The organism is Pseudomonas sp. BAY1663 (assembly GCF_000582595.1).
Taxonomy (GTDB): domain Bacteria; phylum Pseudomonadota; class Gammaproteobacteria; order Pseudomonadales; family Pseudomonadaceae; genus Stutzerimonas; species Stutzerimonas stutzeri_AF.
In genome coordinates this window covers 1-14,567 of record NZ_AZSV01000040.1, presented here as the reverse complement: position 1 = coordinate 14,567, position 14,567 = coordinate 1, and the positions used below count along the sequence as shown (strand labels likewise).

Below are 14,567 nucleotides of genomic sequence, written 5' to 3'. Positions count from 1 at the left end.
GCAGCGACGAAGCCCAACGCGTGCCGTGCCTGTTGGGCTTCGCTGCGCTCAGCGCCAACCTACGAGTGCGCCCGATCGCCCGACCAGACAGTTTCCAAGGAGCCCCGAATGCCGCTGGATACCGAGCAACGCCAGGCCTTCCGCGCCCTCGCCGAGCACACCGCGGGGATCGACGAGCAGGTCTACCACACCTTCGAGCGCGATCCGCTGGAGCCGATCATCGGCCTGGGCGACGCCGACGCGCCGATCTGCTTCTTCGGCCGCGACCCGGGCCGCGAGGAGGTGCGCCATGGCGAGCCGTTCATCGGCTCCGGCGGGCAGATCGTGCGGCGCGTACTCTACCGCCACCTGCATGGCGAGCAGATGCCGGATTTCGAGGCGGGGCGGTCCCTCGGCCGGCACTATTTCTGGATCAACACCGTGCCGTACAAGCCGCTCGGCAACAAGGCCTGGTCGATGGCGGTCAAGCGCCGCTTCCATCCGCTGATGAGCCAGCTGCTGGTGGATAGCTGGCATGGCCGGCACATCGTCACCCTCGGCCGCGAGGCGTTCCTCTGGTTCGGCATCGACCAGCCGCGCGAGCAGCGCCAACGCCTGGACGACTTCTGGTCGCGCGAAGACCGCTTCACGGCCGACCTCGAGGTGCAGCTGCAGGACCCGCAGGGCCATGCCCGCGCATTCGTCCTGCACCCGCTGCCGCACCCATCGCCGCTGAACCAGACCTGGTTCAAGCGCTTCCCGGCGCTGCTCGAGGCGCGTCTGCGCCAGCTCGAGCGTTAATCGCTGACCTGATTGCGCATCGCCCCGGCCCGCCAGGCGGCGACGTTGTCCAGCGTGGTGGCCGCGATGGCCGCCAGCGCCTCCTCGGTGAGGAAGGCCTGGTGCGCGGTGACGATCACATTGGGGAACGACAGCAGGCGGGCCAGCACGTCGTCCTGCAGCGGCAGGCCGGAATGGTCCTCGAAGAACAGCCCGGCCTCCTCCTCGTAGACGTCCAGGCCCAGGTAGCCCAACTGGCCGCTCTTCAGCGCGCCGATCAGCGCCGGGGTGTCGATCAACACGCCGCGGCCGGTGTTGATCAGCATGCCGCCGCGCTTCATGCTGGCCAGGCTGTCCTGGTCGATCAGGTGCCGGGTCTGCGCGGTGAGCGGGCAGTGCAGGCTGACGATATCGCTGCTGGCCAGCAGTTCGTCGAGTGCCACGTAGCGCATGCCCAGCTGTTCCAGTTCGGGGTTGGGGAAGGGATCGTACAACTGCACCTGGCAGCCGAAGCCCTGCATGATGCGTGCGAACACCGCGCCGATCTGCCCGCTGCCGACCACGCCGACGCGCTTGCCCATGAGGTCGAAGCCGGTCAGGCCCTGCAGCGAGAAATTGCCTTCACGGGTGCGGTTGTAGGCGCGTGGCAGGCGCCGGTTGAGCGCCAGGATCAGCGCCACGGTGTGTTCGGCCACCGCGTGCGGCGAGTAGGCCGGCACCCGCACCACCGGCAGGCCGAGGCGCTGGGCGCAGGCCAGGTCGACATGGTTGTAGCCGGCCGAACGCAGCGCGATCAACCGCGTGCCGCCGGCCGCGAGCTTCTCCAGCACCGGTGCCGACAGCACGTCGTTGACGAACGGGCAGACCACCTCCGTCCCCGCCGCCAATGTGGCGGTGTCCGGATCGAGGCGGGCTTCGAGGAAATGCAACTCGAAGCCATGCGGCCGGTTGGCAGCGAGAAAGCTGTCGCGGTCGTAGGTTTTGCTGCTGAACAGGGTGATGCGCATGTGGAGCCTCTGTGGGAATGACCGAGCTGGATTGCTTAATCTCAGGCTATGTCTTGATTCACTTAAGCATATTGAGTCTGAAGTGGGCCTTGGCTTTCGTGCTGCCTGCTCGACAAGGCTGAGTGATGGCCGTTTGATGTCTTTGTGCTGGTTTTGTGAGTCGCGTCGTGTTTTGCCCGTCGATAACGGTGCGAATGCCGCTACCATGCCGCCGGCTTAATGCTGCACGTGACCCTGAGGGATATATCTGTGATCAAGGACTGATCTGTTTTTATGCTTACGCACCGTGCTTATTCTTGTCTGCTTGTCATTTGTCTGGCTTTTCAAGTTCAAGCCGCTTCCATTGAAACGCCTGGTGATCGCGATCTGATCCGCGACCGTCAACAGCGCCTGCTCGAGGAGCAGCAGCGGCGGCTGGAGGAACTGCAGCAGCTGCCCGGCAAACCGCAGGAGGAGCCAGAGCGGCCCGCCCAGGCGGACGAACGCTGCTTCGATATCCACGAAATCACCCTGCAGGGCGCCAGCCTGATCGACGAGGCGGCGCGCGAACGTCTGTTGGCGCCCTTCGTTGGCCAGTGCCTGGGCGCAGGCCAGCTCAATGCGCTGCTCAAGGCCATCACCGACTACTACCTCGACCGTGGCTACGTCACTACCCGTGCCTACCTGCCGCAGCAGGATCTGAACGACGGCAGCCTCGAAGTGCTGGTGGTCGAGGGGCGCCTGGAGGGGCTGGACAGCTCCGAATTGGCCAGCGAGCGTGAATTGGCCATGGCTTTTCCCGGCAAGCCGGGCGAGATTCTCGATCTGCGCGAACTGGAGCAACTGGTCGACCAGCTCGGCCGTCTGCCGTCGCGCCAGGCCCAGCTGGAGCTGCTGCCCGGCGAGGCGGTGGGCGGTAGTCGGGTGCAGTTGGCCGGCCAGCGTGACAAGCCCTGGCGGGTATCGCTCAACCGCCACAACGACGGCCAGTCCAGCAGCGGCGAACAGCAATGGGGAGCGGGGCTGGACTGGGACAGCCCGCTGGGCCTGGCTGACCAGCTCGGCCTGCGCGGCGGTGGCGACACGCTCAGCGACCACTGGCGCCATTCGGCCAACCAGGGGCTGTTCTACAGCCTGCCCTACGGCTGGTGGACCTTCAACTACAGCTACGGCCAGAGCTATTACCGCAGTCTCGCCCAGGCCAACGGCTTCGACTTCCATACCGACGGCGAGAGCCGCAGCCACGCATTGCGCGCCGAGCGGGTGCTGCACCGCGACAATGTCGGCAAGACGGCGATCAACCTCGGCCTGTCGCATCTGCGCACGCGCAACTACATCGAGAACAGCCTGCTGGAGGCCTCCAGCAACCGCCTCAGCGAGTTCCAGCTCGGTTTCAACCATGGCCGCCGCATCGGCACTGCCTTCGTCAACCTGGACCTTGGCTGGCAACGCGGTATAGGCGCCTTCGACGCCCAGGACAACGACCATCCCAAGTCCGGCGAGCCGGTCGCCCGTTACCACAAGTACAGCCTGACCCTGAGTTACCTGCAGCCGTTCCAGCTGGGGGGCGAACAGTTCAGCTTCGACAGCCTGGCCACCGGGCAGCGCAGCGAGGACGTGCTGTTCAGTCCGCAGCGCATCAGCATCGGCGGGCTCAGCTCGGTGCGTGGCTTCAAGGAGCAGTCGCTGTCCGGCGACACTGGCGGCTACTGGCGCAACCAACTGCGCTGGCGCCGCCCGGTCACTCATGAGGCGCTGCGCCCCTGGCTGGGCGAGTACGGCGTGACCCTGGCCTATGACGTCGGCGTTATTCATGGCAATCGCCATAACCCCGGCATGAGCGGGCGCATGAGCGGCCAGGCCATCGAGCTCTACCTGCGCGGCCAGCACCTGGCGACCAGCCTGACCTGGGCGCAGTCGCTGGAGCGGCCCGACGCCATCGCCGAGGCCGAGCACCCGCTGTACTTCCGCGTCGACCTGTATTTCTAAAAAACGCCCGCGCCACGACGCAGGCAGGCCAACAGCATTTCGCGCAACACCCGGGGAGTCATCACATGGACGTCCGTAGCCCGTTCTTCAGCAACCTGGCCCTGATCCTGGCCGGGGTCCTGTTCCTCAACCCCATCGTCGCTACCGCGGCGCAACTGGCGGTGGACGCCAAGGCCGGCGGCAATACCAGCCTCGGCCAGGCGGGCAACGGCGTGCCGCTGGTGAACATCGCCACCCCCAACGGCAAGGGCCTGTCGCACAACAAGTTCAGCGACTACAACGTCGGTGCCCAGGGCCTGATCCTCAATAACGCCACCGAGCGTACCCAGGCTACCCAGCTGGGCGGCATCGTCGTCGGCAACCCCAATTTGCAGGGCAAGGCCGCCGGCATGATCCTCAACGAGGTGACCGGCGCCAACCCCAGCCAGCTGCGCGGTTACACCGAGGTGGCCGGCCAGGCGGCGCGGGTCATCGTCGCCAACCCCCACGGGATCACCTGCGACGGCTGCGGCTTCATCAACACCCCGCGCGCCACCCTCAGCACCGGCCGGCCGATCGTCGAGGACGGCCGCCTGTCGCGCTTCGATGTCGACGGCGGGCAGATCGCCATCCAGGGCGCCGGTCTCAACGCCAGCAACCTCGAGCAGTTCGACCTGATCACCCGCAGCGCCAAGCTCAATGCCGAGCTGCACGCGAACCGGCTCAATATCGTCACCGGGCGTAACCAGGTGGACGCCGACAGCCTCGCCGCCACGGCCAAGGCTGCCGACGGCACCGCCAAACCGGCCCTGGCCATCGACAGCTCGGCCCTTGGCGGCATGTACGCCGGCGCCATCCGCCTGGTCGGCACCGAGGCCGGTGTCGGCGTCAAGCTGGCCGGCAACCTGGCGGCCAGCGCCGGCGATATCCGCATCGATGCGAGTGGCAAGCTGAGCCTGACGCAGACCTCTGCCAGCGGCAATCTGGCGCTCAGGGCCGGCGATGTGGAGCTGCTCGGCAAGACCTACGCCGGCGGCAAGGCCGAGGTCAATGCACAGAATCAGCTGCGGGTACAGCAGAGCCTGGCGGCGGCGGGCAACGTCAGCCTGCAGGGTGCCCAGGTGGTCAACCAGGGCGTGGTCGAGGCGGGCGTCAGGCCGGACAACAGCCGCACCGCCGCCGACCTGAACATCAGCGCCCAGCAGGTGCGCAACGCCGGAACCCTGATCGGCAATCGCCAATTGCAGGTCAATGCCAGCCAGACGCTGGACAACCAGGGCGGCACGCTTAGCGGCAAGACGCTGACCCGGGTCGATGCCGCGCAGCTGGACAACCGTCAGGGGCGGGTGCTGGGTGATACCGCCGTGAGCGTGGCCGCGGGCGGCGTGGACAACCGCGGCGGGCAGGTAAGCGCCAAGAGTGTGGATGTCGCCGTGCGCGACGGCGGCGCGCTGGACAATCGCCAGGGCATGCTGTTCGCCGAACAGCGTCTGGGCGTTTCGGCCGGCAGCCTGGACAACAGCGGCAAAGGCACCCTGGCCAGTCAGGGCAGCCTGAGCGTCACGCTCGGCGGTCACCTGGACAACCACGACCAGGGCACGCTGACCAGCCAGGGCGCGCAGAGCATCAGCGCGGCTAGTGTCGACAACAGCGGCGACGGCCTGCTGTCCAGTCGCTCCAGCCTCAACCTGAACCGGGCCGCGACCAACAATCAGGGCGGTCGGATTCTGGCCGACGGCGCGCTCAGCCTGAACCAGGGCAGCCTGGACAACCAGGGTGGCACGCTCAGCGGCAAGAGCCGCGTCGACCTCAACCTGTCCAGCCTGGACAACCGCAACCAAGGTCAGGTCAGCGCCAAGGGCGATCTCGAGGCCAAGGTAGGCACCCTCGAGCAAGCGGGCGGGGGCGAGTTGCTCAGCCACGGCAGGATGACGCTCGACGCCACGCGCATCGACAATCGTCAGGGCGGTTTGATCGCCGCTACCGGCGGTCTGCAGATCGATGCGCGCGAGGTGCTGCTCAACGCCGGCGGGGAAATCTCCACCCCGGGCCTGGCATTGATCCGCGTCCAGGCCGACGGCGGTCAACCCGCCGCCGTACTGGACAACAGCGATGCAGGTTTGATCGTTGGCGACCGAGGGCTGGAGCTGTACGTCCAGCGCCTGCTGAACAACGCCAAGGGCATGCTGTCCGGGCGCGACGGCCTGAAACTGGTCGGTGGCAGCCTGGACAACAGCGGCGGCGGCACCCTTAGCAGCCGGCAAACCGTCAGCGTGCAGCTCAGCGGCGCGCTGGACAACCATGACCAGGGCGGCCTGCTCAGCGGCGGCAGCCTGCTGCTCGAGGCAGCCAGCATCGACAACCGGGCGGGCGGCCTGGTCTCCAGCGGCTCTGCCTTGAGCGTCGCAGGCGGCAGCCTGAACAACCAGGGCGGCAAGCTGGTCAGCGATGGCCGGTTGAGCATCCAGAGCGCCAGCCTGGACAACGGCAACGCCGGCGTCATCAGCGCCGGCCAGGCGCTGAGCATCGACACCGGGCGGCTCGACAACCACGCCCAGGGCCTGATCACCGCCGGCGCCGGCCTGTCGCTGAGCGCCGGCCAGTTGAACAACCATGGCCGCGGCGTCATCGCCGGCAAGGGCGCCGTCGGGATCATCGCCAGCGGCCTGGACCAGCACGAGGGTGGCGAGCTGGTCAGCGAGACCGCACTGAGCCTCGACCTGCAAGGCGGCGACCTCGACAACAGCGGCCAGGGCCTGATCGCCACACCCGGCGCGCTGCTGCTGCACCATCTCGGCCGCGTCGACAACCGCTTCGGCGGCGAAATCTCCAGCGCCCAGGGCTTCCTGCTCAAAGCCGTCGAACTGAACAACGGCGCCGGGCGCATCATCAGTGGCCAGGCCCTGCAGCTGCAGATCACCCAGACGCTGCTGAACAACCTCAAGGGCGCGCTCTCCGCCGCCAGGCTGACGGTCGCGGCGGCGAGCCTGGACAACTCCGGCGCCGGCATGCTGGTCAGCCAGGGCGATCTCACCTTGAGCCTCGGCGGCAAGCTGGACAACCACGACCAGGGGCTGATCTCCGCCGGCCAGGCGTTGAACGTTCACAGCGCCGAACTGGACAACTCCGCAGGCGGCCTGCTGGCCAGCGGCGGCGAGCTGCAACTGAACACCGGCGCCATCGACAACCAGGGCGGTGGCATCGCCAGCCAGGGCACGCTGGATGCCAGCAGCGCGGGCCTCGACAACCGCGGCGGGGTGATCAGCAGCCGGCAGGCCCTGAGCCTGACCGCCGCTGCGGTGGACAACCGGGCGGGCGGCCTGATCACCAGCGCCGACGCCCTGAGCCTGGTCGCCGAAAGTCTCGACTCCACCAGGGCGGCGAACTCTCCGCCAAGGGCGACCTGTACCTGAAGCTAGGCCGACTCATCCAGCAGCAGGGCCGTCTGATCGGCGAAGCCGGGGTGCGCTTCGACCTGCAGGGCGGCGATCTGGACAACCGCGCAGGCCTGCTCAGCGCCAAGGGGCCGCTGACCCTGGACAACCTGGGCAAGCTGGACAACCGCGGCGGCGAGCTGTCCAGCAACCAGGCTATCGCCTGGTGGCCGCGGCCATCGACAACGGCGACCAGGGCCGGCTGCTCAGTGCCGCAACCCTGGATATCGACCTGGGCGGCGGCGCGTTGCGCAATGCAGGGGGCGGCCTGGTTTCCGGCTGGCAGGGCCTGACGCTCGAGGCCGGTAGCCTCGACAACAGCGCAGGCGGCACGCTGTCCAGCCGCGACGGCGACCTGGACGTGGCCCTGAGCGGTGCGCTGAACAACAGCGGCGAGGGCGCCTGGTCAGCAAGGGCGGGCTATCGGTCGCCGCCACCAGCCTGGACAACAGCGCCAAGGGCATCCTGTCCAGCGGGGCCGACCTCGAACTGAGCCTCGCCGGCACCTTGAACAACTCGGCCGCCGGCCTGATCGACAGCCAGGGCACACTCGGTATCAGCGCCGGCGCGGTCGACAACCGGGGCGGGCAGATCGCCAGCCAGCAGGCCGCCAGCCTCGGCGCCAGCAGCCTGGACAACCGCGCCGGTCAGCTTTCCAGCAACGCGGCGCTGAGCCTGACGCTGACCGGCAACCTGCTCAATACGCAAAACGCCAAGCTGGCCAGTGCCGGCCCGCTGCTGCTCGAGGCGGCGGCCATCGACAACCAGGGCGGCAGTCTGATCAGCCAGAACCTGCTGCAACTGACCGCCGCCAGCCTGAACAACGCAGGCGGTACCCTGGCCGCTCGCAACGGGCTCGATCTGCTGCTCTCCGGTGCGCTGAACAACTCGGCCTCCGGCCTGATCCACAGCCAGCAGGGCACGCTCGAGATCCAGGCGCAAAGCCTGAACAACCAGGGCGGCGCCCTGAGCGCGCAACAGGATCTGAGCCTGGGCCTGAATGGCCTGCTGGACAACCGCAGCGGCCATATCCAGAGCATTAACGGCAACCTCGACCTGCACCAGTCCGGCGCGGTGGACAACACAGGCGGCGTGCTCAGCAGTCTCCAGGGCTGGCTGAAACTGCTCAGCGCCGGCCTGTTCGACAACGACGGCGGCACCACCCAGGCACAAGCGCTGGCCATCACCGCCAAGGGCGTCGACAACCGGGCCGGGCACCTCTCGGCGCTGGCCGGCGACAGCCGCATCACCGCCACCGGCGCCACCTTCAACAACCAGGGCGGCGGGCTCTACGCGCAGCAGACGCTGCAGGTGAGCGCGGCCGACTTCAACAACCAGGGCGCGAGCCAGGGGCTGGGCGGCAAGGTGGCCGGCGGGCGGATCGACTTCGGCCTGAGCGGCGCGCTGAACAACCGCTTCGGCCTGATCGAGAGCGACAGCACCCTCAGCCTGAATGCCAGCGGCTTCGGCAACAGCGGCGGCAGCTGCGTTCTCTGGGCACCGCAGGCACCACCCTGATCCGTGGCGGCCTGCTGGACAACCGCAGCGGCCTGATCGAAACCGCCAACACCGCGCTGCAACTGGACGTCAGCGGCCTGCAGAACGAAGGCGGCGTGATCCGCCATGTCGGCACGGGCACCTTCGGCCTCTCGGCGGCCAACGTCATGGCCGCCGGCGGCAGCCTCAGCAGCAACGGCGTGCTCGGCATCAACGCCAGCAGCTGGGTGAACAGCAGCGTGCTGCAGGCCGGTACGCTGAACCTCAATATCGGCACCTTCACCCAGACCGCCAGCGGCCAACTGCTGGCCAGCCAGGCCCTCGTCGGCAGCGGTGGCAGCTGGACCAACCACGGCCTGCTGGCCAGTGACGGTACGCTCAGCCTGACCCTCAGCGGCGGCTACGGCGGCGCCGGCCGGGTCACCAGCCTCGGCGACCTGACCCTGCGCGCCGGCACCCTGAACAACTACGGCACGCTGGGTAGCGCCGAGCAGCTCAAGCTGCACGCGCCGACCCTGCTCAACGAGAACGGCCTGATCTTCAGCGGCGGCGATATGGCGCTGCGGGTGAATGAGTTCACCAATAAGTATGCGGATGTTTACAGTCTGGGCAGCATCGACTTGGCCAGGGATGCCAGCGGCAATCAGGCCAGCCGGGTCGACAACCTTTCCGCTACCCTGGAGGCGGTGGGCGACTTTAGCCTGCGCAGCGCCATCATCAACAACGCCCGGGATGTGCTGATCATCGGCAATACCGGCAAATACAGTGCGGTGGTCACCGAACTGGCCTGTCGAGGCCCTTACAACCCCAGCGGCGATTGCGACTTGGGCAGCAACGGACGTCGCGTGGGCGTCTGGCAGGTGACTGAGCGCGACAGACTGGATGTGGTCGACAGCAGCGCCGCATCGAACCTGATGGCCGGCGGCGACCTTTTCATGGTCGGCCAGCAACTGCTCAACCACAGCAGCCTGATCAGCGCGGGCGGCAATCTCGAAGCGACCTTCGCCACGCTGGAGAACAAGGGCGTCAAGCCCGGCGAAGTCGAAACGCTGCGCATCTTCGTATCCGGCCGCAAGCCGAGCTACTACTACTACGCCGACGCGGCCTCGAGCTTCAATCTCAAGCATTCCCCGAGCCCGCAACTGGAGACACTGGAGCAGGATCTCAACCACTTCATCGGCCTGATGGAGCGGGAATACCTGGAAGGGCGCCAGATCAATGAAATCTCCAGCGCAGGGGAAGCCTACTCGGCGATCATCCAGGCGGGGGGCGACGTGACCATCCAGGCCAGCCAGACCCTGGAAAACAGCGCCATCCGCCCGCGCTATAGCTACGTGGCGGCGGTAATCGCGTCGACAGCAGCACGCCGGGCACGGCCATCGCAACCTACGTCAGCCTCACCCCACAACTCCCACCCGACCTGCAGCAGCTTCAAGTCAACCCCTTGAGCCTGCCCGGCTTCGTCCTGCCGCAAGGCGAGAATGGCCTGTTCCGCCTTAGCGACCAGGCGGCCCGCACCGCCAACGCCAGTACTGCGCAAGGCGCGACGGACGGCAACGGGCTGGCCGCCAGCACGGTGAACGTGGGCGCCGGCCAATCCGCGCAGGGGCCTGCAGCCGTCAGCGGCAGCGCCTGGAGCTTGCAGGGCGGGCAGGGCAGCGTCACTGTAACCTCGCCGGCCGCCGGTTCGCTCTCTGTCGCCGGCATCCAGAGCCTGCCCACAAACGCGGCGCCGAGCGTCAGCCACAAGTACCTGATCGAAACCAATCCCGAACTCACCAACCTCAAGCAGTTCATGGGCTCGGACTACCTGCTGGGCAACCTCGGCTACGATCCGGACAAGGCGCAGCTGCGCCTGGGCGACGGCCTCTACGAGCAGCGGCTGATCCGCGAAGCGGTAGTGGCCCGTACCGGCCAGCGCTACCTGGCCGGGCTGAGCAGCGACGAGGCGATGTACCGCTACCTGATGGACAACGCCATCGCCAGCAAGGATGCGCTGGGCCTGTCGCTCGGCGTCACGCTGACGGCCGAACAGGTCGCCGCGCTGACCCACGACATCGTCTGGCTGGAAGAGCACGAGGTCCTGGGCGAGAAGGTGCTGGTGCCGGTGCTCTACCTGGCCCAGGCCGAAGGCCGGCTGGCGGCCAACGGCGCGCTGATCCAGGGCCGCGACGTGACGCTGATCGCCGGCGGCGACCTGATCAACCAGGGCACCCTGCGCGCCAGCGAAGGCCTCAGCGCCGTGGCCGGCGGCAGCCTGGTCAACAGCGGCCTGATCGAAGCCAGCGAGCGCCTGCAACTGCTGGCCAGCGACAGCATCCGCAACGCCCAGGGCGGCATCATTGCCGGGCGCGACGTCAGCCTCACCGCCCTGAGCGGCGACGTGATCAACGAACGCAGCGTCAGCGTGCACCAGAGCGCCGCCGGCAATCGGGAATGGATCAGCAGCTTCGCCGACAGCGCTGCGCGCATCGAAGCATCCGGCGATCTGTCGCTGGCCGCCGGCCGCGACGTCATCAACCTCGGCGGCGTGCTCGACAGCCGCGGCGACCTCAGCCTGAGCGCGGGCCGCGACGTGACCATCGCCTCGGTACAGGACCTGCAGCACACCTCGCGCGGCAGCAGCTACCTCGACGAGCGGGTAACCCAGCTGGGCGCCGAAGTGAGCGCCGGGCGCGACCTGGAGATCGGTGCGGGCAGGGACCTGGGCATCATCGGCAGTGAGATCAAGGCCGGGCGCGACCTGGGGCTGCAGGCTGGGGGCGACATCACCCTGGCCGCGGCGGCTGATGAGTCGCACTTCTATTCCCAGAGCAAGAAGGTCACCCGCCAGGAAGACCACGTCCAGCAGCAGGCCAGCGAGCTCAGCGCCGGCGGCAGCCTGGGCATCGTCGCCGGGCAGGACCTGAACCTGATCTCCAGCAGGGTCAGCGCGAACGACGAAGCCTACCTGGTGGCCGGCGGCGACCTGAACCTGCTGGTGGCGCAGGATGAGCATTATTCCTACTACCTGAAGAAAAAGACCAAAAGTGGAGTGCTGTCCAGCTCATCCAAGACCACCTATAGCGCCAGCGGACAGACCCTTGCGCGGGGCAGTCTGGTGAGCGCCGATACGGTCACTCTGCAGGCCGGTAGCGACCTGAAGGTGAATGGCAGCGACGTCGTTTCCACCGAGCAGACCACCCTGCGGGCCGGTAACGACATCACCATCGACGGCGCTACCGAAAGCAGCTTCAGCGAGCACTTCGAACAGAAGAAAAAGTCGGGACTGATGGGCAGTGGTGGTATCGGTATCACGCTGGGCTCGGCCAGTACCAAGAGCACCCAGCAGAACACCACCCAGACCAGTAGGGCCAGCACCATCGGCAGTGTGTTGGGCAATGTTGATATCCAGGCCGGCAATGACCTGGCCATCATTGGCTCGGAGCTGGTGGCCGGACAAGAGATCAACCTGATCGGCCAGAATGTCAGCATCAGCGCCGCCGAGCAGCAGAGTCGTAGCGACCAACGCTACGAGAGCAAGAAGAGTGGCCTGACCCTGGCGCTGTCTGGTGCGGTGGGCAGTGCAGTCAATACCGCCTACGAAACCGCACGTGCCGCCAGGGACGAGGACGATAGCCGCTTGTCGGCTCTGCAAGGTGTCAAGGCGGGATTGACCGGGTATCAAGCCTGGCAGGCCGTGCAGCAGGAGGGTGGCATGACGTCCGACAACGCGGGCCAGTTCGTGGGGATCAGCCTTTCCCTGGGCACGCAGAAGTCCAGCTCCCGACAGACGCAGGAGCAGAGCGTCGCGCAGGGCAGTAACCTGACCGCCGGCAGCGATATCAACATCCTTGCCCTGGGGAGTGGCCAGGCTGGCGAGGATGGCGACATCCGTGTCCAGGGCAGTCAACTGGGGGCAGGTCAGGACATGCTGCTGGCAGCGAACCGGGACATCATCCTGGAGGCCGCCGCCAACACCCAGAAGCTGGATGGCAAGAACAAGAGTGGCGGCGGTGCGGTGGGCATCAGTCTGGGCGTAAGCGACAGCGGCGCGGGCTTGAGTATCTTCGCCAATGCCAACCAGGGATCGGGCAAGGAGAAAGGCAATGGCACCACCTGGAGCGAAACCACCCTGGATGCGGGCCAGCAGATCAACCTGATCAGCGGTCGCGATACCCGTCTGATCGGCGCTCAGGTCAGCGGCGAGCAGGTCTCTGCCACCGTTGGGCGTGATCTGACCCTGCAAAGCCTGCAGGACAGCGACCGCTACGACGCCAAGCAAAAGAACGTCAGTGGCGGTGCCAGCTTTACCTTCGGCAGCATGACGGGTAGCGGCTACCTCAACATAAGCCAGAGCAAGATCGATTCGAACTACGACAGCGTCCAGGAGCAGACCGGCTTCTACGCCGGCCAGGGGGGTACCAGATCGACGTGGGCAACCACACGCAACTGGACGGCAGTGTGATTGCCAGCACCGCCGATGCCGACAAGAACCGCCTGAACACCGGTACGTTCGGCTGGAGCGATATCCGCAACAAGGCCGAATACAGCAGCGAGCAGCAGAGTGTGGGGGCAAGCAGCGGTGGTTCGATCGGTAGCCAGTTCGCGGGCAACCTGGCCAATACCTTGCTGGTAGGCAGCAATCGTGGTGAAGCTGCCAGCAGCACCACCCACTCGGCCGTCTCCGAAGGGGAACTGATCATTCGTAATGGCGAGGCACAGCAACAGGACGTTGCAACCTTGAACCGTGACGTCGAAAACGCCAACAACGCCCTCAGCCAGATCTTCGACAAGGAGAAGGAACAACAGCGTCTGCGTCAGGCGCAACTGATCGGCGAGATCGGCAGCCAGACGATGGACATCATCCGCACCGAGGGTCAGCTCAAGGCCACCCAAGCCGCACGAGAAGAGCTGGCCCAGCAAGGCATCGCTCATCCCACCGCGGAACAGATCCAGGCCAGTGAAAGCTACAAGGAAGTCATGAACCAGTACGGCACCGGCAGCGACCTGCAGCGTGCTGCCCAGGCCGTGACCGCTGCCCTGCAAGGATTGGCTGGAGGTGACATGGGGGCGGCGCTGGCTGGAGCCGCGGCGCCTTACCTGGCGCAGACCATCAAGCAGGTGGCAGGGGATAACGACACCGCACGGCTGATGGCCCATGCGGTGCTGGGTGCGGTGGTGGCGCAGGCACAGGGCAGTTCCGCTGTGGCGGGAGGGTTGGGCGCGATAACAGCGGAAGTGGCTGCCGGGCTGATTGCCGAACAGCTCTTCGGCCAGCGAGATACCTCGCAGCTGTCCGAAGAGCAGAAGCAGACCGTCTCCGCGCTGGCGACGTTGGCAGGGGGAATTGCCGGCGGAATTGGCGGCGGCGACGCGGCGGGCGCCGTGGCTGGAGCGCAAGGCGGGAAGAATGCGGTAGAGAACAACGAGTTGTTGCCGCCAGGATTGATGCAGTATGGGCAGGCAGTTACTTCTCATGGTCAACTCCTACTAGAACAAGGAGCATCCCCTGAAGAGATATCGGCAGCCCTGAGGGATCATGCAAGGGGCCTTGGCTTTGAAGGGCCTGATCCGGTTGCTGGGATGCTTAAGGCTGGAGGCTGTTAGTTCCTGCTGGAGCCGGCATTGTTTTAAGTGCTCCGGTAACTTTGGGAAGCGTGGCTATTGGATCAGTAGTCTCCGGAGGCGTTGAGTATTATTATCAATATGACATTGAGGGCGGAAATGTAGACTTAGTAGAGGTTGGTAAGACCTCTTTGATAGGTGGGTTAACTCAGGGTAAGAATTTGCCGGTGACTATTATCTCAAATGTGGGTGGGGAATACGTTTATAAAACTGTTAAAGGGGAAAATGCTGGCGCCTCTATGGTCGGTGCTGCCCTTGGTAGTGCGGCGGGGTGGAAGGCAGGGGGGAAAGCAGCAAAGGGCTTAGGGAAACCCTG

At 66.3% G+C, this 14,567-nt stretch carries 10 protein-coding genes and 1 pseudogene; 10 read left to right on the top strand and 1 reads right to left on the bottom strand.

Annotated features, from left to right (window positions below):
• Window positions 1–108 precede the first annotated feature (108 nt).
• Window positions 109–780: a uracil-DNA glycosylase family protein gene (locus BAY1663_RS12770; protein WP_037041388.1), complete on the top strand. Its 672-nt coding sequence runs from the start codon at window positions 109–111 to the stop codon at window positions 778–780.
• Here the strand turns inward: BAY1663_RS12770 and BAY1663_RS12765 are convergent.
• The gene (locus BAY1663_RS12765; RefSeq protein WP_037041379.1) at window positions 777–1,766 is read right to left on the bottom strand and encodes a 2-hydroxyacid dehydrogenase; all 990 of its coding nucleotides are present in this window, start codon (window positions 1,764–1,766) and stop codon (window positions 777–779) included. The two genes, BAY1663_RS12770 and BAY1663_RS12765, sit on opposite strands and share 4 nt — an antisense overlap.
• A gap of 273 nt (window positions 1,767–2,039) precedes the next feature.
• Here BAY1663_RS12765 and BAY1663_RS12760 point away from each other — a divergent pair, with 273 nt between their 5' ends.
• From BAY1663_RS12760 to BAY1663_RS24805, 9 genes and pseudogenes are all read left to right on the top strand, one after another.
• Window positions 2,040–3,734: a ShlB/FhaC/HecB family hemolysin secretion/activation protein gene (locus BAY1663_RS12760; RefSeq protein WP_037041377.1), complete on the top strand. Its 1,695-nt coding sequence runs from the start codon at window positions 2,040–2,042 to the stop codon at window positions 3,732–3,734.
• 65 nt (window positions 3,735–3,799) lie between these two features.
• Window positions 3,800–7,126, top strand: coding sequence for a filamentous hemagglutinin N-terminal domain-containing protein (locus tag BAY1663_RS23050; RefSeq protein ID WP_051497143.1), 3,327 nt, complete (start codon window positions 3,800–3,802; stop codon window positions 7,124–7,126).
• Window positions 7,117–7,293, top strand: a pseudogene (locus BAY1663_RS26005) (hypothetical protein); the annotation flags it as partial. The gene BAY1663_RS23050 and the pseudogene BAY1663_RS26005, both read left to right, overlap by 10 nt.
• A gap of 20 nt (window positions 7,294–7,313) precedes the next feature.
• The gene (locus BAY1663_RS23835) at window positions 7,314–7,640 is read left to right on the top strand and encodes a hypothetical protein (protein ID WP_164838453.1); all 327 of its coding nucleotides are present in this window, start codon (window positions 7,314–7,316) and stop codon (window positions 7,638–7,640) included.
• A complete protein-coding gene (locus BAY1663_RS23040; RefSeq protein WP_371257619.1) occupies window positions 7,550–8,665 on the top strand; it encodes a hypothetical protein in 1,116 nt (371 codons plus the stop codon). The genes BAY1663_RS23835 and BAY1663_RS23040 overlap by 91 nt, the downstream gene beginning before the upstream one ends.
• Before the next feature lie 95 nt (window positions 8,666–8,760).
• Window positions 8,761–10,092, top strand: a complete 1,332-nt coding sequence (locus BAY1663_RS23035) for a hypothetical protein (RefSeq protein ID WP_051497140.1) — start codon at window positions 8,761–8,763, stop codon at window positions 10,090–10,092.
• A complete protein-coding gene (locus BAY1663_RS23825; RefSeq protein WP_051497139.1) occupies window positions 10,089–13,091 on the top strand; it encodes a hemagglutinin repeat-containing protein in 3,003 nt (1,000 codons plus the stop codon). The genes BAY1663_RS23035 and BAY1663_RS23825 overlap by 4 nt, the downstream gene beginning before the upstream one ends.
• A complete protein-coding gene (locus tag BAY1663_RS25295; protein WP_256206734.1) occupies window positions 13,058–14,233 on the top strand; it encodes a VENN motif pre-toxin domain-containing protein in 1,176 nt (391 codons plus the stop codon). The genes BAY1663_RS23825 and BAY1663_RS25295 overlap by 34 nt, the downstream gene beginning before the upstream one ends.
• Window positions 14,234–14,283: 50 nt before the next feature.
• Window positions 14,284–14,567, top strand: a 284-nt coding sequence (locus tag BAY1663_RS24805) for a hypothetical protein (RefSeq protein ID WP_218186673.1), incomplete at its 3' end; no start/stop codon positions are given.